Below are 21,584 nucleotides of genomic sequence, written 5' to 3'. Positions count from 1 at the left end.
GAATTTTAACAATAAAAAATGAAAATAAAAAATCCTTAATCAACCCCAACGGAATTTATGTGACTGCTACCAGTGCTGTCGCAATTATATCTCATATGATAAGTTATAGGTCGATCTATGTAGGAATTGACCGGGACAGGCGCGCGTTTCGGCTGACTTCAAAGAAAAACCTTTTCTCAAATCCGTCATCCTACATGCGGTTTTCTTTTACGTTCGCTACCCGGTTTCATATCGAGAACTGCGAGAGATCCTTAATAAAAGAAGCATGTCAGTGGATCATGCGATCCTGAGGCGATGCGTCGTTTATTACTCACTGCAGATTGTGTGGTCATGGGCACATGGCTTTGACGATGCTTCGCCTTCAAGCTTCAGAAACTGATGTTATTCGACTTGCTCTGAAAGCGAAGGCAAGTTTCCTGCTTCGCCATTTTGGTTTGACAACCAAGGTATCAACCTCACACAATTCGGGTAGGAACTGCGTGTTATGAACAAGCGAGAGAGTAACAAAGCCGACACCCGGCGTTGTCGCCGGACATATCTCAGCCTTGCCCGCGCATCTGTGATTGTCGCCGGAATAGGTCTCGCAATTGTCATTCCGCTTGGGTGGGGAAGCTTGGTCGTGGGCATGACCAATCAGACGACCGACAATGCCTGTCTGCGCTCTGACACTACGCAAATGCATTCGGTACCCTAATCATAAATACGTCCGTGGAGAGATTTCTTCTCGTTCGCGCGCCATTTGTGGATTTTTGGCCATCAGGTCCAACGTGTTAAACGAGTCCGAATGATATCGTTTGGCCTGTATAGGCCCGAACATTGCTATGCCGTGCGCATCAATAGCAATGATGTCTTCTTCCGCCTGAAGCGAGAGAGCTAATTCCTTCAGTTGCGTTTCAGAGATTATTCCGCGTTAGCAATTGCCATAGCAAAGAGATCATCCCGCGAACGAGTTCCCTTTCCACTTTGTAGGCCCTCATCGACACAATGCTGCATTGTTGCGATCTTATCCCCACGCATCTGATCCTTATGGATCAAGTCGCGAACAAAGTCACTCGCGTTCGAATAGCGTCCTGTTTTGGCCTGAGCCTCAACCCATTCTTTCATAGGGTGAGGGAGCGATACATTCATCGTTGCCATCAAACTCTCCTGTCTGTGCAAGCCATATTCACAGCTTGGCAAAGTTTGTCAATTTAACATCAGCTCTCCCCCTTGCGTTGTGCGCAACCCTATTGATGCCGATCACCAGTTAAGATCCTTAGTTCTACTTCTCTCGGCACCAATAAAGACTTATCTTGAAAGGTACAGAACCTGATCAGCAAACAATAGGGAGATTGGAGCCGACACAGTGTGGATCACGCGTTTACTGATCCAATTTAGGCTTCCGACGGCCTAATTTATTATCCTCTAATAACTAGATCCCATCGAAGATTTTTTCCAACTCAGCATAAATAAAAACATTTCCCGCAATAACGGGATTTCCTCTCCTCAAACCGCCATTCGCGAGAAAATCATTAGTGTTAAGCCCGGCTGCACGAACCACAGCGATCGCGCCTAGACAATCCCAGGAATTGATATGGGGCTCAATGTATCCAATGAGACGGCCGCTCGCCACATAACACAGCGTTAAAGCTCCAGAGCCTTCACGGCTGAACATACCCCCTGCCTTGAGGAGACGTTCAAACATTGGCAGAAACTCGTCGGGCGTCACACGAGGGGAATAACCAACACCTACAATACCTTCGCGCACTGATTGCGCTGGATGTCGCTCAACCGGTTTACCATTTAGCGTGGCAGCATGGTTTTCACCACCAGCGAAGAGTTCATTTCTCGCTGGAGCATATACCATCCCAAATTTGAGCTCTCCATCTTTTACAAATGCGATTGATACACACCAACTCGACATGCCGGAGATAAATGGTTGCGTTCCATCAATCGGATCAACAACCCAAATACCCTGGCCAGGTTTAAAGTCAGTGATACCCGTTTCCTCTCCCAGAAAAGCATCTTGAGGAAAAGAGGCAGCAAGTCTTTGTTTGATGAGAAGTTCTGTCTGTAGATCGGCTTCGCTTGCCATATCCTGAAGACCCTTGCTCTGAATAGTCAATGCTTGCCGATTGTTAAAAAATTGATTTGCAAGATCGCCTGCTTCACGAATCAGAGCGAGCGAAAACTCAAAACGTTCATCAATTGCATGGGATTCAGTCACGATAGTCCTCCCTTATTTTAAAAGCACGCCAACGGCAGATTCTTTCAAGCGCTCCAGAGCCAGGCAGCTCCGCGTACACCGCTGGAGTCGCCATGAACAGCCCTGCAAATCGGGGTTTGAAACACAGTCGAAAAAGTTCGCTCGGCAAGCGCCACAGGCAAATCCTCGTACAGCTCGTCGACATTCGACATACCCCCGCCCATAACAAGAATGTCCGGATCGAGTGTGTTGACGACCGTTGCAAGTCCACGTGCCACTCTGTCTATATAACGTGACCACAACAGACCGCTCAATCGATCACCGGATCGCTTGCGTTCTATGATTTCTCGGGCTTTCAATTCCTCTTGAGTGTGGCGGAAATATTCCGCTTCAAATGCGCGACCAGAAACCCATGTCTCCATGCAACCGTGGCGACCGCAATAGCATGGTTGACCTGGCAACTCCGTTACATCAGGAAACGGCAGCGGATTATGTCCCCACTCGCCACCGCTATTATTGGGTCCATGATGTGCTTTTCCTCCAATCGCAATACCTGCGCCAGCTCCAGATCCCAGAATGACGGCAAATACCACGTTGTAACCAGCTCCCGCCCCATCCATAGCTTCAGAGGCTGCAAAGCAATCTGCATCATTTTCAACCCTGAGGTCACGTTTGAGACATTCCTGAAGATCTTTCTCTACCGGACGTCCGAGTAACCAAGTAGAGCTGGCACCCTTACCCACACGACTGACCGGCTCAAGCGAACCAGGAATACCGATACCCACGGACCCAGTTCGTCCCGTTTTCTTTTCCAGTGCGGTAATCATATCATTGATAACACTGATACAACCAAAATAGTCGTGGCGTGGCGTATCAGCACGCAAACGCAAAAGCTCCCGACCATCTCGTTCCATGGCAACACCTTCAATTTTAGTGCCACCCCAATCAATCCCAATAAGCATGCTCCTCCCTTCCGGCACATGGATAGCCAACTGCCGCTCGTATTCACTCATTTTAAATTGCCGGCTAACTAAAGAGAATATCCCTGTCACGGGCATATTCTGCAAGAAGTGGGAGGCTCGCCGCACCCAAAACACGAGCATCGCTGCCAATATTTCCTTCAACTATTTCGACAGGCGCAACCCCCTGAACTTCCATTTTGGCAACTTTCTCGCGTGTCCGGCGCACCAGATCGGCACGTACGTGTGGTGGAAACCCACCGTCGATCACTACATTATGAAAGTCGATCACCGAAATTGCTGAAGCGATCACAAAAGCCAGGCTGTCGGAAGCCTGTTCCGTCCAGCGATCCAACACGGTACCTAAATGGCTCCAGTCGTCGGACTTATGCCAGATCACGCTAGGATCACCGCCCTCCGCCACGATCATGCGTTCAAGAAGATAAATGGACGCGCATTGAATGAGACGTTTGGGCGCTTCGCCTAAAACAGGTGAAGGTACGGGCGCAGAACCAATAGAGCCCGCATAGCCACGGCGCCCCGGGTACAAAGCGCCATCAAGCACTACCCCACCACCAACCAGGGTGGCGAAAAACACATAAAGGAAGTCCTGATATTTCCGCCCAATGCCAAAAGCCATCTCGGCTGCGCAAGCAGCAGTGGCATCATTATAAGAATGAACAGGCATAGAAAAGACCTGCTCAATATGTGCTTTGAGATCAAAAGCCTTCCAAGCATCGACGACAGTATGCGGTGCGCCGACTTCTTCTTCCCAGCTCCACATCTCAGATGGCATCGCAATCCCGATCCCTCTTACCCGCCCCAGCTGAATCCGGGTCAGATTATCAATAATCTCATTGATGCCTTTGTTAACAAACTCTACCAGCACAGCCGGTGTAGGGTATGCAAAATTAAGGCTGATCAGACGGCGCACTTGCCCCGCCATATCCATCAGCAAAAGCTCAGCCGTCCGGCGTCCTACTTTCACTCCAATCGAGAAGGCACCCTCTGGATTAAGCGACATCGGCACGGAAGGTTGCCCCACTTTGCCCCGTTGAGGCTCACCACGCAAAAGCAAACCATCATTTTCCAGCTGACCCATAATCACTGAACTCGCCTGCGCTGAGAGCCCAGTCATGCGAGATACTTCGCCTTTTGATAAAGGGCCATGCGAGCGGATGAGCGACAAAACCAGCCGTTCGTTATAAAGTTTCATACCGGTTTGATTTGTACCACGGCTCGGATCACTCAAGCTTGGCTGAAACTCTTCAAGTCCACCCATCTTAAACAAAGTCACCTCCCCGATTCAAATATCCGCTCTATTCTTTAACCGTAAACTGCACAAGCTGGTGCATGAACTTTTTCAATTCCAGACATGCCATGGCGATTACTCTCATATCGTACGAATGTTGATGTTCATGATTAAAAACTTTCTTCGACACGTCAATATATAAATCATACCGAATGAGATATTTAACCATAAAATCTCTATATCCCGCATAAGTCGGCCGATTTCTGTGTGAATATCTTTTTATTAAATCATCCGGTATTATATATTGACACTGATGCAGATAGCTGATTGCATCCGAAAGCCAGCACTGCGGAAGAGGAACTGTCAGTCTGGAGGCACTTGTTCAAAACCGGATTACACCGGTAATGGGAGGAATGATGCGCAAATATCTGACACTTATGCTTTCAACAATCGCTGTCTCTGCCGTTTCATTTGGGAGTGCCCGAGCGGATGAAACGAGCGTCTGTTTGGTAACGAAAACAGAAAACAATCCATTCTTTGTAAAGATGAAGGAAGGCGCCACCGCAAAGGCTACAGAACTGGGTATGAAACTGCTCAGCTATGCAGGTAAAGCGGAAGGAGATGTCGACACACAGATTTCAGCGATTGAGTCCTGTATTGCGGCCGGAGCGAAAGGCATCCTCTTGGTGCCAAATGACTCAAGTGCACTTGTACCTGTCGTTAAGCAAGCGCGAGATCAGGGTATACTGGTCGTCGCACTCGACACACCACTGGCGCCAGCCGATGCTGCCGATGCAACCTTTGCTACCGACAATTTTAAAGCGGGTGTTCTGATCGGCGAATGGGCAAAAGGACGTATGGGAGAGAAAGCCCGCGACGCGAAAATTGCTCTCCTCAATCTAAATGCCCAACAAATTACAGTCGATTACATGCGCAACCAGGGCTTCATGTCCGGGTTTGGTATTGACATCAAAGACAAGACCAAAATTGGAGATGAAGACGACAGCCGAATTGTTGGAAATGAAGCCAGCAACTCCAATGAAGAAGGCGGGCGCACTGCGATGGAGAGCCTGCTGCAAGTGAATCCGAAGATAAATCTAGTCTATACCATCAACGAACCTGCGGCAGCTGGCGCGTATGAAGCGATTAAAGCTGCTGGACTTGAAGACCAGATCACCATTGTATCCATTGATGGTGGTTGCCCCGGCGTCAATAATGTCAAACAGGGCATTATCGGAGCGACGTCAATGCAGTTCCCATTGCAGATGGCTACAATGGGCGTAGAAGCTATCAAGACATTCGTAGATAGCGGTAAGAAGCCACAGGCTTCGGATGGACTTGATTTCGTCGACACTGGAACCGAACTTGTTACAGACGATCCGGTAGACGGTACAAAATCCATGACATCGGAAGAAGCCCTCAAAAAATGCTGGGGTTAGCCAGAAATTTTGAAAAAACCTGACGAGAGATGCGGATGGCTCCTCAGAAACCATCCGCGATCGCCGAGGCCATGAACGGAAGGTTGTCATGTCAAACGCCCAGCCATCGCAGGAAGTCCTGCCTAAAATTACGAGCAACCCACCGGCCCATGCGCAGTTTGAAACATCTGACGCCGGATTTCTCGTCCGTATCCAGCGCTTCTTTCATAGTTATCCCACCGCAGTTCCACTGGTTGTACTCATCCTCTCACTAATTGGTTTCGGCATGGTAGCTGGGGACCGGTTCTTCTCAGCCTACAACATGTCGCTGATTGTGCAGCAGGTTTCTATCATCGGAATTCTCGCCGCAGCCCAAAGCCTGATTATTTTAACAGCCGGCATCGATTTATCTGTTGCAGCTATTATGGTTCTTAGTTCGGTTATTGCAGGAAATCTTGCTGTTAAGCTTGGGGTTCCAGTCGGCTTCGCACTTATGATCGCCTTTTTGTGCGGAACTGCAATTGGTCTCTTCAACGGGTTTCTTATTACTAAGGTCAAGTTGCCGCCTTTCATTGCCACTTTGGGCACATGGAATATCTTTTATGCACTCAACCTGTATTTGTCCGGCGCCCAGTCGATCAGGGGAACTGAGATTGATGCTACAGCGCCAGCGCTGAAGTTCTTCGGCAATACTATTTCAGTTCTGGGGGCACAAATCAGCTACGGTTCTCTTTTGCTGATCGCTGTGTTCGCAATCCTTTGGTACGCACTTTCGCGGACGTCCTGGGGAAGGCATGTCTACGCAGTGGGCGATGACCCGGAAGCTGCCAAGCTCGCTGGTATTCGCACTGATCGTGTACTGATCTCGGTTTACGCTGTTGCAGGCTTCATCTGTGCTCTTGCCGGCTGGTCAGCGATCGGGCGTGTGGGATCTGTGTCTCCGACCAGTTTCTTTGAGGGAAATCTACAGTCGATCACCGCCGTAGTAATTGGTGGAATATCGCTGTTTGGCGGCCGTGGCTCTATTCTTGGTCCACTAATCGGCGCCCTCATTGTTGGCGTTTTCCAGTCTGGCTTACGCATCGCTGGCGTCGATGTGCTTTGGCAACTATTCGCCATCGGCTGGCTTATCCTCCTTGCCGTGGCTGTAGACCAGTGGATCAGAAAGGTATCAGCATGACCGTCACTCCAGTATTACAGGCAAAAGGCCTCTCCAAAAAATATGGACGTGTTGTAGCTATAGACGGCGCGGACTTTGAACTAATGCCGGGCGAAATTCTGGCAGTGATTGGTGATAATGGAGCCGGCAAGTCGAGTTTGATACGCGCCCTTTCGGGAGCCCTAAAACCCGATAGTGGCGAAATCCTTTTAGACGGCAAACCGATCAATTTCTCATCGCCAATCGAGGCGCGGCATGCAGGAATTGAAACTGTATACCAGACACTCGCTCTGTCACCAGCCCTATCGATCAGCGATAATATGTTCCTTGGCCGCGAAATCCACAGCAAGGGCTTCTTGGGTAAGTTTTTTCGACAGCTCGACCGCCAAGCGATGGATCGCGTAGCACGTGAAAAGCTTAACGAACTTGGCTTGATGACAATTCAGAACATTGCTCAGCCAGTGGAAACACTTTCCGGTGGTCAACGTCAGGGTATCGCCGTAGCACGCGCCGCAGCCTTCGGGTCAAAAGTCATCATTATGGATGAGCCGACAGCTGCGCTTGGTGTCAAAGAATCCCAAAAAGTGCTTGATCTGATAAAAGCGGTGCGCGCTCGTGGCGTTCCAATTGTGCTCATAAGCCACAACATGCCCCACGTTTTCGAATTGGCGGACCGTATCCATATCCACCGGCTTGGAAAGCGACTAGCCGTAGTGCGCCCAACCGAATGTTCAATGTCAGATGTGGTCGCAATGATGACAGGAGCCCTGCAACCCCCAACGGAAGTGTTGCAGACAACGCATTGAACAGCCCATGGACGCGAAAGCCTTTGGGACAGACAGCTTAACTTTGCATGCTTAATAGGTGTACCTTGAAATTTGGCTTTAATACTTTTGCGTTCAGCAGTTTTCCAACATTCTTGCCAACATATTCCCTTAAAGAGACGATCCGCATTTTGGCAAGAATTGGGTATGATGCAGTTGAGATCGGATGCTGCGCGCCACATGCATGGCCAGATCACCTATCCAAAGATGATCGCAGAGAGATCGCAAAGACAGCGAAGGGGGAGAATATTGCCATATCAAGCCTCTTGCCAGCCATTGGTGGGGGGTTCGGCTGCAACCCCTGCTCGATTCTCGCATCTGAACGGGAAGCGACTATCGATCATTACAAGAAAATTATCGATCTCGCACATGATCTTGATGCCGGCATGGTTCTTTACATCGGCGGCTGGCGCGCACAGGGTATGTCGCAGACTGACGGCTGGGCTCACAGTCTAAATTGTCTGCTGCAGGTTGCAGCCTATGCCAATACAGCAGGAATCCAGATTGCAATTGAACCTACCACAGCTGACACCAATCTCATTGACAGTGCTGCTGACGCGCAACGCATGATGAATGAATGCAACGCCCCCAATGTGGGTTTGATGTTTGATACTTGCCATGTTGCATATGAAGGTCAAAGCCTTCCATCCTATGTGACTGCAATGGGTGATAAACTCTTGCATATTCACGCTGCAGATACAGGTCGAACAGCCATCGGGAAAGGCAATATGGATTGGAATATTTTGCTTCAATCGCTTGCGGATCATCGCTACAAGGGTGTGTTTACAGTAGAAACAGGCTTCGGCAATAGAAACATAGACCCCATTGGAGTTGCTCGGTCTAGCCTTTCGTATCTGCGAGAACGACTAAATGGCCTACATGAATGCCGTTAAGGTCAATTTCTAAAAACGCTGAAATAAAACTAATCAAACAAGAGGCTCCATGGCAAAAAGTCATCTGAAATCTCTCGAAGGTTTATGAGCCACTGTTAACTGCCATTAGGCGGTAATTTGATAGCCAGTCAATAGCATTTGAGCGGTCTGTCGTCTTTAATGATGCATTTGATATTGATGAGCCTTTAACACCTCATTTTCAAGCACAACTCTCCGGTCAAGTGCGCTTCAACTTATCGTTTATCGACCAATTCCTGAACGCCATTGTTTTTCATGCCTCAGGACAACGTAGTTTGAACCGGCTTAGCCATGATGGAGAGAACTCGAGATGACTTACTTGCAGCTTTGAAAGCACCAACGTACTCTCAAGGAAAAACTATGGCTGATTGGGCTTGATCAAGCCAGCTAAGCAAAAGTCACGCCAGAGCTCTTACCAAATGAACGTCGCGCCATTCAACTATGCTGAAAACATAGTTGGATTTCTATAGGTACTGGTGGGACACGGCTGCTGAAGATAATGGATTGCTCATATTATCTTTTGCAATTTGCGGCACCCCATTTGAAGACGGGCGCCGCAAAAAACTTGCAGTAAATTAGTGAGCGATCAGCTCTTCAACGATCTGCTTCGAGTTCAAAGCCGACGGATAATATGTCGGCCAATTGACAACTTCATCGAGCAGGGCAGTGCGGTCATTGCCCCAGAAAAGGTGATAGTGGTGTGCCTTCGCAGGATAAATCCCATGATCGCTAAACTGGATAAACTGCGGAGCTTCTGCATCGCCTTCTGTCTTTTTAAAGATGAAGCGAACGCCACGATTACCCTTCTTATACGTCAGAACTTCGTAACCGTCGTAAGTATAATGACCTGCGGTTGGTTTGCCATCCTCGTAAAAGGAGACCTTATCGCCTTCAATGGTGATGCGTTCTACATTCGTTTTATAGCCAGCGTCATATTCTGTCCGAATCTGTTCAGCCGTTCTATCGCTGCCTTCTGCTTCATGTTTCCATACAGGATCGAGGCTTCCATCCTGAAGATATGGATAAACTGACTGCCAGTCGCCTTCGTAGTCGGAAAGCGGGCGATCCTTGATCTGGCTATCTTCAAAGATACCCTTATTAATCTGAGGATCTCCATGGCTATGACCATGCTCATGAACTTTACCACTGCCTCCAGCAACCGCAATATTGTACGGCTTGCCTTCGACCTTGATTGTGCCAAGCTCCTTCAGATCAGTTTTGGAGATGCGGCGAACGACACCCGCATTAGGGTCACTCATAACGACTTCATCGCCGGCCATAGCAATGCGTGGGCGTGCATCATTCCAATGACCATCCATTGAATAAGGTTCTGTTACCTTTGCACTCTTGCCAGGTTTGCCTTCCAGAACATCAATCTGATGCAGAGTACCATCTTCTGTCAGCACATAACCGAAGCGGGCATTTGCCGGATCAAGTGCAAAATCAATACGGCGGAATGGAAGCTCAATGTACCGGAAGTTCGGTTCATCAACCGGATCCACAACAACCAGACCCTTAGGCCCATAGTTTCCGAGGAATACCTGCATACTTTTTGCACCAAGCAGCGTGCCAGTTGTTTGACCGCCCGGCAAGTCTGCTGGATAGGTCAGCATTTTTGTCTTTGGCCCATCCTGACCGGCAGTTACTGTCAAAATGCCCTCTTTGCAGCCAGCGGCCAGATAAACGCCGGAAAAAGCTTCTCCGTGGATGCCGGTGCATGTCGCAACGTCTCCTATCGGAGTGCCGTCAGCTTTTACAGCCTGAAGACCAACACGCGCTGGAGCCTTGTCGCCTTCAACAGGCTCTTCTGATGCTACTGTAGTTACCCAATTTTTTCCGACCGGTGCAGCAAAACCATGATGAGCCTTACCCTGTTTTAACTGGCTACCTTTCAGCTCACCTTGAGAAAGCTCATAAGCATTCAGAATTTCTGCGTAACCGCCCTTATCGAAGTTTACGACAATTTTCCCATCATGATCGATCACATGAAAAGGCCGCGGTCCCTTAAGAGGTGTCTCGACGGCTTTTGGTTCACTGATATCAATGTCGGAATGATCGCCATGTGAGTGTAGCGAGATACCGCTGTTGATGAAATGAACTGTGTCGTTGTCTGACTCTACGGCAGCAATCGATGCACCATCGTTGACGCTGTAGAGTTTATTTTGACCAGTCGTTTTAAAATCCCAACGGTTCTCTGGTTTGCTGAGATCAAAGGCTGTGACCTTTCCGTCTGTGTGATCGCCAACGAAAACACGGTATAGCGTCACATCTTCATCATCGTGAGCAAAAGCTCCAGATCCTATAAGACTAACAGAGATCGCAAGGGCTGATGCGCCCAAAACCCATCGTTTCATATCGAACGCTCCTTTATGATATTACATAACATTAACAGGCAAGGTTTTTGCCCATATGATGAGGTTTCAGCCTTCATGAATGGCTGAAACGATTGTTTTGACGTTGCTCTTCATTATGTCGATATAGGTCGGTGCAGGACCATCTTTTGTCGACAAAGCATCCGAATACAAAACTCCACCCATCTGAAGGCCGGCCTCGGAAGCTATCTGCTCTACCAGACGTGAATCTGAGATATTTTCAGCGAAGACGGCAGCAGCACGCTTAGCTTTAATTTCCCTGATGAGAGACGCGACATCTGCCGCCGATGCCTCAGATTCAGTTGATACGCCCTGAGGTGACAAAAACGAAATTCCGTAATCCCGCTCAAAATAGCGAAATGCATTGTGGGCTACGACTGTAACTCGGCGATCTTGCGGGATCGTTTGAATTGCCGCCTTAATATCCGTATCAAGCGAAGTAAGCTCTTTCAGATAATCTTCAGCATTGTTTTTATATGTAGCGCATCCGTCGGAGTCCGCTGCACAAAACGCCTTTTCAATATTTTGCACGTAAATTTTAGCATTTGATACCGACTGCCAGGCATGTGGGTCATTCGGTGTGGCGTGAAATATCGCCTTGCCATCGATAAAGTGGTAATGCCCACCTTTGGGATCGTTCAAAATGGCAGTACCATCCGTTACAACTGTAACCGGGGCATCTGACTGACTGGCCTCAATCAGACGCTCCATGAAGCCTTCCAAAAGCAAACCGTTGACCAGAATAACATCAGCCTTCGCCAACGCTAATGCGTCAGAAGGCCGGGGTTCATAAACGTGTGCGTCGCTGTCAGCACCGACAAGCGTTCGCAGATTAATACGATCTCCGCCAACCTTTTCAGCAAAATCACCGATGATGGAGAAACTGGCCACGACATCCAGCTTCTCCTGCTGTGCAAATGCAGACTGATCGAATGTACTAAACGACATTGCGAGAATCCCGCCAAAAAGTGCCGTTAATCTATTCATGGTATTTCCTGTAGATTTAGAGATTACGCGCGTCGATAGTTGCGCAAATACAGTCGTGAAAAAAGCAAGCCGCGTGGGCTGACAACGACTGAGACGAAGTAGAATACTCCTGCTGACAAAATGATGGATGGACCTGAAGGTAGTGCTAAATGATATGACATCAGAAGGCCGCCCACCGAAGACGCAAGTCCTATACATGTTGCAAACAAGCACATAGTTAATACGCGTTGCGTCCAGAAGCGGGCTGCTGCTGCAGGCAGGATCATCAGACCAACGGAAAGAAGAGTCCCCAGGGCCTGAAACCCTGCAACCAGATTGATCACGACAAGTCCCAGAAAGATAAAGTGCACGGGCATTCCCAAACGCGACACTGACCGCAGAAAAAGTGGATCCATACATTCTGCAACAAGTGCGCGCCAGAAAACCCATAAAAGGATGGTCGTTGTTATTGAGACCAATGCAATCAGCAGCAGAGCGTCATTATTCAAGGCGAGCACCGTCCCAAAAAGTACGTGCATGAGATCGACGCTTGAGCCTCGCAATGAAACCAACAACACTCCAAGAGACAAGGAAATCAGATAGAATGCAGCCATAGAGGCGTCTTCTTTCTGAATAGTAAGTCGCGCAACTGCACCTGCACCCAGAGCCACAAACATGCCGGCGATTAAGCCACCAATCGTCATTGGTATGATCTTTAGCCCGTACAACAGAAAACCAGCGGCAGCACCTGGCAGGATCGCATGAGACATGGCATCACCCGTCAGGCTCATACGCCTTAGCGTCAGAAAAACCCCAACCGGACACGCACATACTGATAACATCACAGCGCCCAAAAGAGCTCTCTGCATGAAAGCGAACTCAACAAAAGGTTCGATAATCACAGCCAGATATATCATTGAACTGTATTCATTTTGCCAGCTGAGTGACGTGCATATGCACGTTGGCTTTGCGCAACAGCGCCTGTTCCAGGCATAGAAAGACTATATTCACGTGCTTGACGGAGGTTTTTTAAGCTCAAGGTTTTTTTAGCATCACCCCAAGCGACAGGGTAGTTAGCGAGCAGCAGTGCTTCTGGAAAATGATCTCGTACTAATTGGAGATCATGGATGACTACCATAATCGTTCGACCTTCCTGATGCCATCCTTCGATCAGAGCAAGCAGATCGCAAATTGTTTGTTCGTCCACAGCGTTGAATGGTTCATCCAGCAGAATTAGATCTGCGTTTTGAATAATCACTCGAGCAAAAAGTGCACGCTGTAGCTGTCCACCCGAAAGAGCATCGATTGAAACATTCTCAAAGCCATCCAACCCAACTGAGGAGAGCGCGTTGCCCACGACTTTGCGATCTTCACTGGTATATCGACCCAGAAGTCCTCGGCGAGGCCAAAGCCCAAGCGTTAAAAGGTCCAGCACGCGAGCAGGGAATGTGTTATCTAATTCAGAACGTTGAGGCAAATAAGCGACCCGCACTGATGCATCCACAATGCATGCACCCGATATTGGTGTTAATAGCCCACTGACCCCCTTCATCAGCGTTGATTTTCCGGATCCATTCCCCCCAACGACTGCGATCAAGCTTCCCTTATCAACAGTACCAGTCAGATTCTGAACCGCGGCATTTTTGTTATAACCAAGCGTCAGGTCGTCAAATATTAAGCAGGCGTTTGACATGAAAAATGATAACCTCAGCATACGAAGCGAAATGTAACGTTATTACGTTTATGCACTCCTTTACGTCAAGGCAACCCGTTTTTTTGTCTCTAATTTTTCGCTCATCTGGTGCCCAGATGGAATGGTGAATGCTACACAGCCCACATCGGAAATGAGATTTCATCAATCTTGCTAAAGGTTTTCAGCTATCAGAATTTTTTAAGCCTTAATTATTTCGCGCATCATCACTGCGAGGGGATCTGACTTTATCTGGTCACGATTCAAGTACCCAATACAATTTGGACTTGCTCAATCGCCAGCTGATGCTTTTTGAAGCAATCGCTGAGGAAATCAGGCGATTTCCATTGGCTTCGACAGTTTGTTTCAACACCGTTTCCATTTCTTCTATCATTCAACTGACCTGTTGAAATTTCGCGACTTGCTTATGTTACGTAATACCATTACATCGCAATAGGATTTTTACTATTGGGGGCTTACATATGCAGACGTCATCCAGAATCAAATCGGGTTTTCGCCGATTAATCAAAATAGCTGGTCCATCATCATTGATGTCAACGTTGTCTTTCACATTAGGGATGACGATCGTTGGATTTGCCGAAGATAGCAGTTCCCAACCTGAAATCACGCTCGACACAATCACCGTAGTTAGTGGTGACAACAACTCGTACTCAGCAAGCAGTTCGAGCGTCGCAAGCCGACTGCCGATGGCAGTTAAAGAAATTCCCCTCTCTGTGAGCACTATTACCCGCCAACATTTGGAGGACGAACTGATCTACGACGATATGGAAGCCATCTCTCGGATGAGTGGTATGTACGTAGAGGGTGCGCCTTACGCATCCGGTATCAGTTCACGCGGCTTTGCAACACTTAGCAATGTTGACGGCCTCCGGATGCAAAGCGAGGATAGCAATTTTACCCCTGTCTTAGATGCGTTCTTATTGGATAGCATTGAGATCATGCGCGGCCCAGCAGGTCTGCTGGAGGGGGCGGGTCAACCAGGCGGAGTTGTCAATCGTCAGCTCAAACGCCCAAATAGTTCTTTTTCAACAAGCGGATCGATTGCTTACGGAAGCAATCAATTCAAGCGAACAGAGCTCGAGATGGGCGGGCCATTGAATAAAGATGGATCTGTTCGCGCGAGAATTGCGGGTGCTTTTACTGACAGAGGTTTCTTTTACGATGTCGCGGATCATCAGCGCTTAGCCTTGCTTGGCACGATCGAGGCCGACTTAACAGATAGCACAACAGTGCGATTGTCAGCTGTGCATCAAAAAGATAAGCGCACACCGTTTTGGGGCGTTCCATCTCACGAAGATGGTTATCTGCTAAAACTCGACCGCTCCACGTTCCTTGGATCGACTTATGGTCGGTTTGATACTGATTATTCCATGTATTCCGGAGACCTTACCCATCAGTTTGATAATGGCTGGACAGGGAAAATTATGGCGAACTATTTCGATCAGAAGATTGATGAGTTTGATCTCATGACGGTTGGACCTGCTTACACAACGGACGGCAAGACCTATGTCGTTCTGGGTTTAAATGTGAATCAGGATCGCGAACGAGGGTATAACATCGACACCTCGCTCAGCGGCGATTTCAACCTGCAGGATAAAGAACACAAGTTCGTTGTAGGTGCGAGTATCATTCATTCGAATTTGAAGGTGGATGAGCGCTGGGGCTATGATGGCTTCCCGGTAGAGATATCAAATCCTAAGCATGACCTGCCGTTACCCGGTCAAGCAGATGGAGGCATCAGACAAGACAGAGATTACAGACAGTTCGGTATCTATGGACAGCTCAACTATAAGATAACATCTCAATTGGCTGCCATTGCAGGTGGGCGCATCAACTGGGCGCAAATGTCATCTGATATCACCGGAACAATTGTTCAGGATTACAGGGAGAACGCATTTTTCACCCCCCTTCTCGGCCTCGTCTATGACGTCAACCCGTCTACATCGCTATACGCAAGCTACTCCGATATTTACGAACCTCAGTTTCAGCGTGATAAAGACAGACACGCGCTACCTCCGTTAACGGGGACACAATATGAAGCTGGCGTAAAAACTGAGCTTTTTGATAGCGGATTGAACGCTTCCGCCGCCGTATTTCACATCACAAGAAAAAACCAGGCTCATATTGTTGGACGATGGGCTGAGCAAATTTATGAAGCGGATGGTGAAACACAAAGCAAAGGTGTCGAGCTGGAAGTATCGGGTAAATTGAACCACGCCTGGAAGCTATTTACCGGTTACACCTTTATGCTCAATGAAGTCACTGATTCAAAAGATGCGAACCGAATTGGAAAAGTGGCAAGTAATTCGCCGCGCCATAAATTCAATATATGGCTCAATCATCAGTTCCAAAATGAGCGTCTTAAAGATCTGCAGATTGGCAGCGGGTTAACGGCTGTCAGTCGTTTTCAAGATTACGACAACGGATTGAAAGCCGAGGGTTATGTAACACTGGATGCAGCTCTTCACTATAAAATTAATCCGAACTTAGATCTTGCGATAAAAGCCTCAAACATTCTCGATAAAAAATATTACGAGCGCCTGGGTAACTCTGGGATGTATCATTACTACGGAGCGCCGAGGAATATCACGCTACAACTAAAGGCGCGCTTATAAAATCTCTGCACGCATTCAGAGCAAGTACGCGCATTCTGCGAGAAAAATAACTCTCTTTGATTTCAGACAACGTTATCCGAAAAGAAACCTGCTATGAATTTCGCTATCGCAAAGCTGAATACAGATTTCAGCTTTGCGATAAGCCTCCCAAATGCTAGGGAGGGGTAGTTCTTTCATTGGATGTCTGACGTTGCGCAGCTATAAACGAACACATAACGAACAATGGACGACCCTTCTCGTCGCCTTTTTCGTTGTTGTTCAAGCCTTCTTGGGCTCCTACGTCACTGCCGCACAAGCAGCGCCTGATAATCTCGATTATTATGGAAATGTAATCTGCTTTGGCGGCGGACATGCGCCAGATGACACTTCAGATAGCCAAAAACATATTCCAGATTGCTGTAATCTTGGTTGCGGGATGTTTGCGGCATCGCTTGAAGCCCGTATTCTGGCCAGCGGTGCATCCCCTCGCATTCAATCAAGCCCTCTTCGCTATTTTGTTGATTTAAATGTATTTTCCCCGGGGCCAATTTTATTTGGTATTTCCCTACCGCGAGCGCCACCATTGTCGGGCCAGGTTTAAACCCCGGCGCTTTCGTTCAAAATGCGGCACTCTCCTTCTGCAAAAGGTTCGATAGCCGGGGCACTCTGTTTGCCCCGTTCCAAAGCGTGATTTCTTTCCGAATGACGTTTCCTGGAATGATAGTCCTCTGGCGCGCGCTAAACGTGCAGCCTTTCCATATATTGAAAGCTCGTAATGAGACATTCACTCCTTAAATTCGCCGCAGGTGTTGCAGCGTTTCTTGCAGTCACGTCGATGCCAGTGCTGGCCGATATTCAAACGACAGATGTCAAAGGCCGAACGGTCACGATTCCTAAAGTGCCAGAACGTGTGGTGCTGGGCTTCTACTACGAAGACTACCTGGCAATAGCCGGCAGTCGTGCATTGGACAAAGTGGTGGGACTCTCGCTCTCAACCTGGAAAGATTGGCGGCCCAATCAGTTTAAGGCCTACGAAGCTGCTCTCCCAAAACTTTCGACAATAGCTGACATCGGCAACACAGAAGACGGCACATTTTCAATCGAAAAGGTCATTGCAGCAAAACCCGATCTGCTCATTCTGGCGGCGTGGAGTTACGATACGCTCGGTGACGGTATAAAGCAGATAGAAGCTGCTGGAATTCCGATTGTAACACTCGATTACAACAGTCAGACAGTTGAAAAGCACGTTGCGTCTACCCTGGCGCTTGGCAAACTGATGGGCACCGAAGATCGCGCCGGGCAACTGGCCGATACATATAAGAATGCTATGGATGACATTCATTCCCGCATCGAAAAACAGCCGAAATCCAATAAAAAAGTCTACGTCGAACTGGCACAAAACGGCCCCGACACCGTAGGAAACTCCTATGGTGGTACGATGTGGGGCGCACTCGTAACGGAACTCGGCGGAACGAACATCGCAAAAGGTCAGATCGGCAACTGGGGACCGTTAAGCCCTGAATATGTCATTGCACAACAACCTGATCTGATTTTTTTGGCGGGCTCTGAATGGTTAAACAAGCCGCAGGCGGTGACTGTCGGCTTTGGTGCTAAAGAGGACGTTCTTCATGAGCGCATAGGCGCTTACTTAAAGCGTGCCGGCTGGGCTGATTTACCTGCTGTGGCAAACCTGAATGTCCATGCGATTTATCATGGCGGCGCACGTACGCTGTCTGATTTCGTTTACGCGCAGTATATCGCAAAGCAACTGTATCCTGAGGCGTTCAAAGATGTCGATCCAGCGCAAAACCTGCGCGACTATTATGATAAATGGTTGCCGGTTAAAGCGGACGGCGTGTTTGTAAGCGGCTATCAGGACTGAGTGCCATGGCCATTGTGCAAATTAATGCGCAGACCATACGCGGCGATTATCGCCGCGTAGCTGGTCGGCGATTGGCCGCTGTTCTAATCAGCACATCAATCCTCGCATTGCTCATGATACTCGACATGACAACCGGACCATCGGGCATGTCGTTCAGCGATGTCATAAATGGCCTTCGTGACGGACCATCTGGCGCGGATAAGGCCGTTGCGACTATTCTCTGGCAGCTGCGCATGCCGCAAACTCTGATGGGTGTGCTTGTTGGTGCTTGTCTGGGCTTGGCTGGTCTGCAAATGCAAACTATTCTGGGCAATCCACTTGCGAGCCCTTTTACGCTTGGCTTCTCAGCTGCAGCAGGTTTTGGAGCGGCACTCGCTATCATGTTTGGCGGGATGTTGGCTATGCCCGCTTATATCGTCACGCCAATCGCTGCATTTGCCATGACGTTAAGCGCCTGCGGTATGATCTACCTCATCGCAAGAGTCAGAAGTTCTGCACCCGAAGTTTTGATTTTAGGCGGAATAGCTGTTCTGTTCTTTTTTCAGTCCATACAATCCTTGTTACAATTCATGGCTTCGCCCGAAGTGCTGCAGCAGATCGTTTTCTGGCTATTTGGAAGCTTGCTAAAGTCGACCTGGACAAGTGTCTATGTCACCGGCGCAATTTTGGCCGTCTGCCTTCCCTTCGTCATGCGAGACAGTTGGGCCTTAACAACATTACGCCTTGGCGATGCCAACGCGCTTAGTCTTGGTTTACCCATCGAGGCTATTCGTCGGCGAACCTTCCTGCTCGTCGCCTTATTGACGGCTGCAGCTGTCTCTTTTGTCGGAACAATTGGCTTTGTCGGATTGATTGCGCCACACATGGCAAGGACCATGGTTGGAGAAGATCATCGTTACTCCCTGCCGATCTCTGCATTAACTGGTGGCATTATCATTCTTGGAGCGTCGGTCTTCGGAAAGTTGATCTCACCGGCGGCAGTTATTCCAGTGGGCATTATTACAGCAGTCGCAGGTGTGCCAATGCTGTTCGGTATCATTCTGAGACGTGGTAAGGGCGGGAAGCTTTAAATGACACTTAAGATGCAAAACGTGTGTGTAAAACGCGGAAATACACCCGTCTTAAACAATCTGGAGTGTGAGCTTGCCCCGGGGCAAATCGTGGGCCTTGTGGGGCCCAATGGTACCGGCAAATCGACATTCATCAACACAGTCGCGGGACTGGTTGCTTACACCGGTCAAATTAGCTGGCAGGAAAAGAAGGTGGATATGAAGACTGTTGGTTTCATGCCGCAACACTGTCAGGTGCGCGCTGATCTAACGGTGATCGAAACAGTACTGTTGGGAATGCATGAACGCCTTGGGCTTCGTATATCGTCCGATTTTCTGGATCAGTCTATCAATATCCTCGAAGAATTCGGCATCGCACATCTTTATAAACGTTCTATGCAAAGCCTTTCAGGTGGGCAGCAACAGCTTGTTATTCTGGCGCAGCGTCTAATTCGAAGGCCCGATTTATTATTGCTGGATGAAGCTACAAGCGCGCTCGATATTCGCCATCAGATGCGGGTCTTCGATCAATTGCAAAGCTACGTTGAAAAAACCAATGCGCTCGTCATCATCGCCATCCACGATCTCAATCTTGCCGCCCGGCATACTCAGACAGTGCTGTTGCTGGGCAAAGGAAGCATAGTAGGACAAGGTAAGTTTAACTCAGTTATAACTGAGAGAAGCCTGCGTGACGTTTATCGCATAGACAGTGAAATCATCCACTCTGCATCAGGACGAACGGCAATTCTTCCGATAAGTGCAGCGCGTTAAATCTGATAATGTCACGTGCTGCAATACATAGAGCCATCACTCCAGAAGGATCATAAAACTAGCGTCAAATAGTCAACTTATTTGTTCTGGAGCAAATAAGTCATGTTTAATTTGCTTTACTGCTTTGCCCCACGAAAGACTGCGTATGGGGCCCGTTTTGCATGCCGTCCAAGTTTGATGTTCAAAGCTTTTATGCCAATGAAAACGGTGCTGATCCTTTAAAAGATGCGTTTTCGAAACGCCGCGCAGTCATGCCGTTTCGCGGTACATCAAAGCTTGAATGTGATGATTTGCAATCGGCATGGATTGATATTCTGTCTCAGCCGTCTGAACGCAGCAAGCGCCTTGCGTATATTCACGTTCCATTTTGTGCCAATCACTGTTTGTTTTGTGGCTTCTACCGCAATGCGTATGTTCCACAAATTGGTGCGGGCTATGTTGATCTGGTCATTGACGAAATATGTCGCGACGCCTCCCGTTTGGCGCTGCGCAATAACCCTATTCATGCGATTTATCTCGGCGGGGGTACGCCTACAGCGCTTTCGGCTGATGAGTTATCGCGGCTTCTAACGACGGTCCGTGAGGAGCTACCGCTTGCTCCTGATTGCGAAATCACAGTCGAGGGGCGGATCATCCATTTTACGGATGACAAGATTGATGCATGTCTTGAGGCGGGAGCCAACCGCTTTTCAATCGGTGTTCAAAGCTTTGATACGGACGTGCGACGAAGACAGGGACGAAAAGCCAGTCGTGAGGATGCTATTCGATTTCTGGAGGGTATCCGGGATCGTGATCGCGCAGCGCTGATTATTGATCTGATCTATGGTCTGCCTGGTCAAACGCTAGATGTCTGGCAGCGCGATTTGGAAACTGCGGCAGAGCTTTGTCCTGATGGCATCGACCTTTATGGCCTTAATCTCATTCCGGGTACGCCACTTTTTACTGCGATTTCTGCGGGTAAATTTCCAGCAACAGCCGGGTTGAGTGACATCGGTGCTCTCTATCAGACTGGCGTTGAGTTTTTCCGGCGCCGAAACTGGCACCAACTGACCAATAATCATTGGGGGCGTACTACCCGCGAACGTAATCTCTACAATATTCTGATTAAGGAAGGCGCAGATTGCCTGGCCTTTGGCTCAGGTGCTGGCGGCTCAATCGGGCCGTATAGTTATGGATTAAAAAGCGATCTTAGCAGTTATTCCGAGAGCGTGAATTCAGGCTTCAAACCGCTTGGTATGTTGAACAGATCTGACGGCAATCAGCATCTGCGCAACTTCATCACCGCAAGTTTTGAAGTGGGCTTTCTCGATCTTGCGCAATTGTTGCAGCTTGCCGATCACCGGCTTTCCTATGGTGATTTTGTTCCGCTTGTGCAGCAATGGCAGCGCTCGGGACTGCTTACTTCTCACGACAATATTATTGAGCTCAGCGTTGCCGGACGTTTCTGGTACGCCAATCTTATTTCAGCGTTTCAAGACATTCTTCAAGGCCGGTTATTGCCCACAAGCAACGCCGCCTGATCCCAACCACA

General features: G+C 48.6%; 19 protein-coding genes and 2 pseudogenes. 12 read left to right on the top strand and 9 right to left on the bottom strand.

Annotation, left to right across the window (positions count from 1 at the left end; genetic code table 11):
• Positions 1-187 precede the first annotated feature (187 nt).
• Both WH356_RS11265 and WH356_RS11260 read left to right on the top strand, forming a co-directional pair.
• Positions 188-313, top strand: a pseudogene (locus WH356_RS11265) (IS6 family transposase); the annotation flags it as partial.
• Positions 314-484: 171 nt separating this feature from the next.
• A complete protein-coding gene (locus tag WH356_RS11260) occupies positions 485-694 on the top strand; it encodes a hypothetical protein (protein WP_339510778.1) in 210 nt (69 codons plus the stop codon).
• Here the strand turns inward: WH356_RS11260 and WH356_RS11255 are convergent, their stop codons facing one another.
• The 5 genes from WH356_RS11255 to WH356_RS11235 all read right to left on the bottom strand — a co-directional run bounded on the left by WH356_RS11255 (position 695) and on the right by WH356_RS11235 (position 4,426).
• Positions 695-886 carry a type II toxin-antitoxin system RelE/ParE family toxin gene (locus WH356_RS11255; protein WP_339511181.1) on the bottom strand — a complete coding sequence of 64 codons (192 nt, stop codon included), beginning with the start codon at positions 884-886 and terminating at the stop codon, positions 695-697.
• A 14-nt stretch (positions 887-900) separates the two neighbouring features.
• Complete coding sequence (locus tag WH356_RS11250; protein ID WP_339510776.1) at positions 901-1,137, bottom strand: type II toxin-antitoxin system ParD family antitoxin; 237 nt, start codon at positions 1,135-1,137, stop codon at positions 901-903.
• A gap of 274 nt (positions 1,138-1,411) precedes the next feature.
• Positions 1,412-2,206, bottom strand: a complete 795-nt coding sequence (locus WH356_RS11245; RefSeq protein ID WP_339510774.1) for an inositol monophosphatase family protein — start codon at positions 2,204-2,206, stop codon at positions 1,412-1,414.
• Positions 2,207-2,250: 44 nt separating this feature from the next.
• The gene (locus WH356_RS11240) at positions 2,251-3,198 is read right to left on the bottom strand and encodes an ROK family protein (RefSeq protein ID WP_339510772.1); all 948 of its coding nucleotides are present in this window, start codon (positions 3,196-3,198) and stop codon (positions 2,251-2,253) included.
• A 13-nt stretch (positions 3,199-3,211) separates the two neighbouring features.
• Positions 3,212-4,426, bottom strand: coding sequence for an ROK family transcriptional regulator (locus tag WH356_RS11235; RefSeq protein ID WP_339511179.1), 1,215 nt, complete (start codon positions 4,424-4,426; stop codon positions 3,212-3,214).
• A 386-nt stretch (positions 4,427-4,812) separates the two neighbouring features.
• On the opposite strand from WH356_RS11235, the gene WH356_RS11230 reads away from it, so the two are divergent.
• The 4 genes from WH356_RS11230 to WH356_RS11215 all read left to right on the top strand — a co-directional run bounded on the left by WH356_RS11230 (position 4,813) and on the right by WH356_RS11215 (position 8,690).
• Complete coding sequence (locus WH356_RS11230; RefSeq protein WP_445253666.1) at positions 4,813-5,835, top strand: substrate-binding domain-containing protein; 1,023 nt, start codon at positions 4,813-4,815, stop codon at positions 5,833-5,835.
• Positions 5,836-5,923: 88 nt separating this feature from the next.
• On the top strand, positions 5,924-6,994 hold the full coding sequence (locus tag WH356_RS11225; RefSeq protein ID WP_339510770.1) for an ABC transporter permease: 1,071 nt from the start codon (positions 5,924-5,926) through the stop codon (positions 6,992-6,994).
• The gene (locus WH356_RS11220; RefSeq protein WP_339510768.1) at positions 6,991-7,779 is read left to right on the top strand and encodes an ATP-binding cassette domain-containing protein; all 789 of its coding nucleotides are present in this window, start codon (positions 6,991-6,993) and stop codon (positions 7,777-7,779) included. Before WH356_RS11225 ends, WH356_RS11220 begins: the two co-directional genes overlap by 4 nt.
• 149 nt (positions 7,780-7,928) lie before the next feature.
• Positions 7,929-8,690 carry a sugar phosphate isomerase/epimerase family protein gene (locus tag WH356_RS11215; protein WP_339510766.1) on the top strand — a complete coding sequence of 254 codons (762 nt, stop codon included), beginning with the start codon at positions 7,929-7,931 and terminating at the stop codon, positions 8,688-8,690.
• Positions 8,691-9,283: 593 nt separating this feature from the next.
• Here the strand turns inward: WH356_RS11215 and WH356_RS11210 are convergent.
• The 4 genes and pseudogenes from WH356_RS11210 to aztA all read right to left on the bottom strand — a co-directional run.
• Positions 9,284-9,871: pseudogene (locus WH356_RS11210) on the bottom strand (ZinT family metal-binding protein); the annotation flags it as partial.
• A 1,257-nt stretch (positions 9,872-11,128) separates the two neighbouring features.
• Entirely contained in the window at positions 11,129-12,067 is a 939-nt protein-coding gene (aztC, locus tag WH356_RS11205; RefSeq protein ID WP_339510764.1) for a zinc ABC transporter substrate-binding protein AztC, read from the bottom strand.
• A 23-nt stretch (positions 12,068-12,090) separates the two neighbouring features.
• Complete coding sequence (gene aztB, locus WH356_RS11200) at positions 12,091-12,963, bottom strand: zinc ABC transporter permease AztB (RefSeq protein ID WP_339510762.1); 873 nt, start codon at positions 12,961-12,963, stop codon at positions 12,091-12,093.
• Entirely contained in the window at positions 12,960-13,739 is a 780-nt protein-coding gene (aztA, locus tag WH356_RS11195; RefSeq protein WP_339510760.1) for a zinc ABC transporter ATP-binding protein AztA, read from the bottom strand. The genes aztB and aztA overlap by 4 nt, the downstream gene beginning before the upstream one ends.
• Before the next feature lie 479 nt (positions 13,740-14,218).
• On the opposite strand from aztA, the gene WH356_RS11190 reads away from it, so the two are divergent.
• The 6 genes from WH356_RS11190 to hutW all read left to right on the top strand — a co-directional run bounded on the left by WH356_RS11190 (position 14,219) and on the right by hutW (position 21,573).
• Positions 14,219-16,372, top strand: a complete 2,154-nt coding sequence (locus WH356_RS11190) for a TonB-dependent siderophore receptor (protein WP_339510758.1) — start codon at positions 14,219-14,221, stop codon at positions 16,370-16,372.
• Between the two features lie 190 nt (positions 16,373-16,562).
• Positions 16,563-16,952, top strand: coding sequence for a DUF2946 family protein (locus WH356_RS11185; protein ID WP_310016251.1), 390 nt, complete (start codon positions 16,563-16,565; stop codon positions 16,950-16,952).
• A gap of 174 nt (positions 16,953-17,126) precedes the next feature.
• A complete protein-coding gene (locus WH356_RS11180; protein ID WP_339510754.1) occupies positions 17,127-18,233 on the top strand; it encodes an ABC transporter substrate-binding protein in 1,107 nt (368 codons plus the stop codon).
• Positions 18,234-18,238: 5 nt separating this feature from the next.
• On the top strand, positions 18,239-19,303 hold the full coding sequence (locus WH356_RS11175; protein WP_339510752.1) for a FecCD family ABC transporter permease: 1,065 nt from the start codon (positions 18,239-18,241) through the stop codon (positions 19,301-19,303).
• Positions 19,304-20,053, top strand: a complete 750-nt coding sequence (locus tag WH356_RS11170) for an ABC transporter ATP-binding protein (protein WP_339510750.1) — start codon at positions 19,304-19,306, stop codon at positions 20,051-20,053.
• Between the two features lie 161 nt (positions 20,054-20,214).
• The gene (gene hutW, locus WH356_RS11165) at positions 20,215-21,573 is read left to right on the top strand and encodes a heme anaerobic degradation radical SAM methyltransferase ChuW/HutW (protein WP_339510748.1); all 1,359 of its coding nucleotides are present in this window, start codon (positions 20,215-20,217) and stop codon (positions 21,571-21,573) included.
• Positions 21,574-21,584 lie beyond the last annotated feature (11 nt).

The sequence above is a fragment of the Ochrobactrum sp. MYb379 genome, from assembly GCF_037479515.1.
Lineage (GTDB): Bacteria > Pseudomonadota > Alphaproteobacteria > Rhizobiales > Rhizobiaceae > Brucella.
This window is presented reverse-complemented; position numbering and strand designations above follow the sequence as displayed.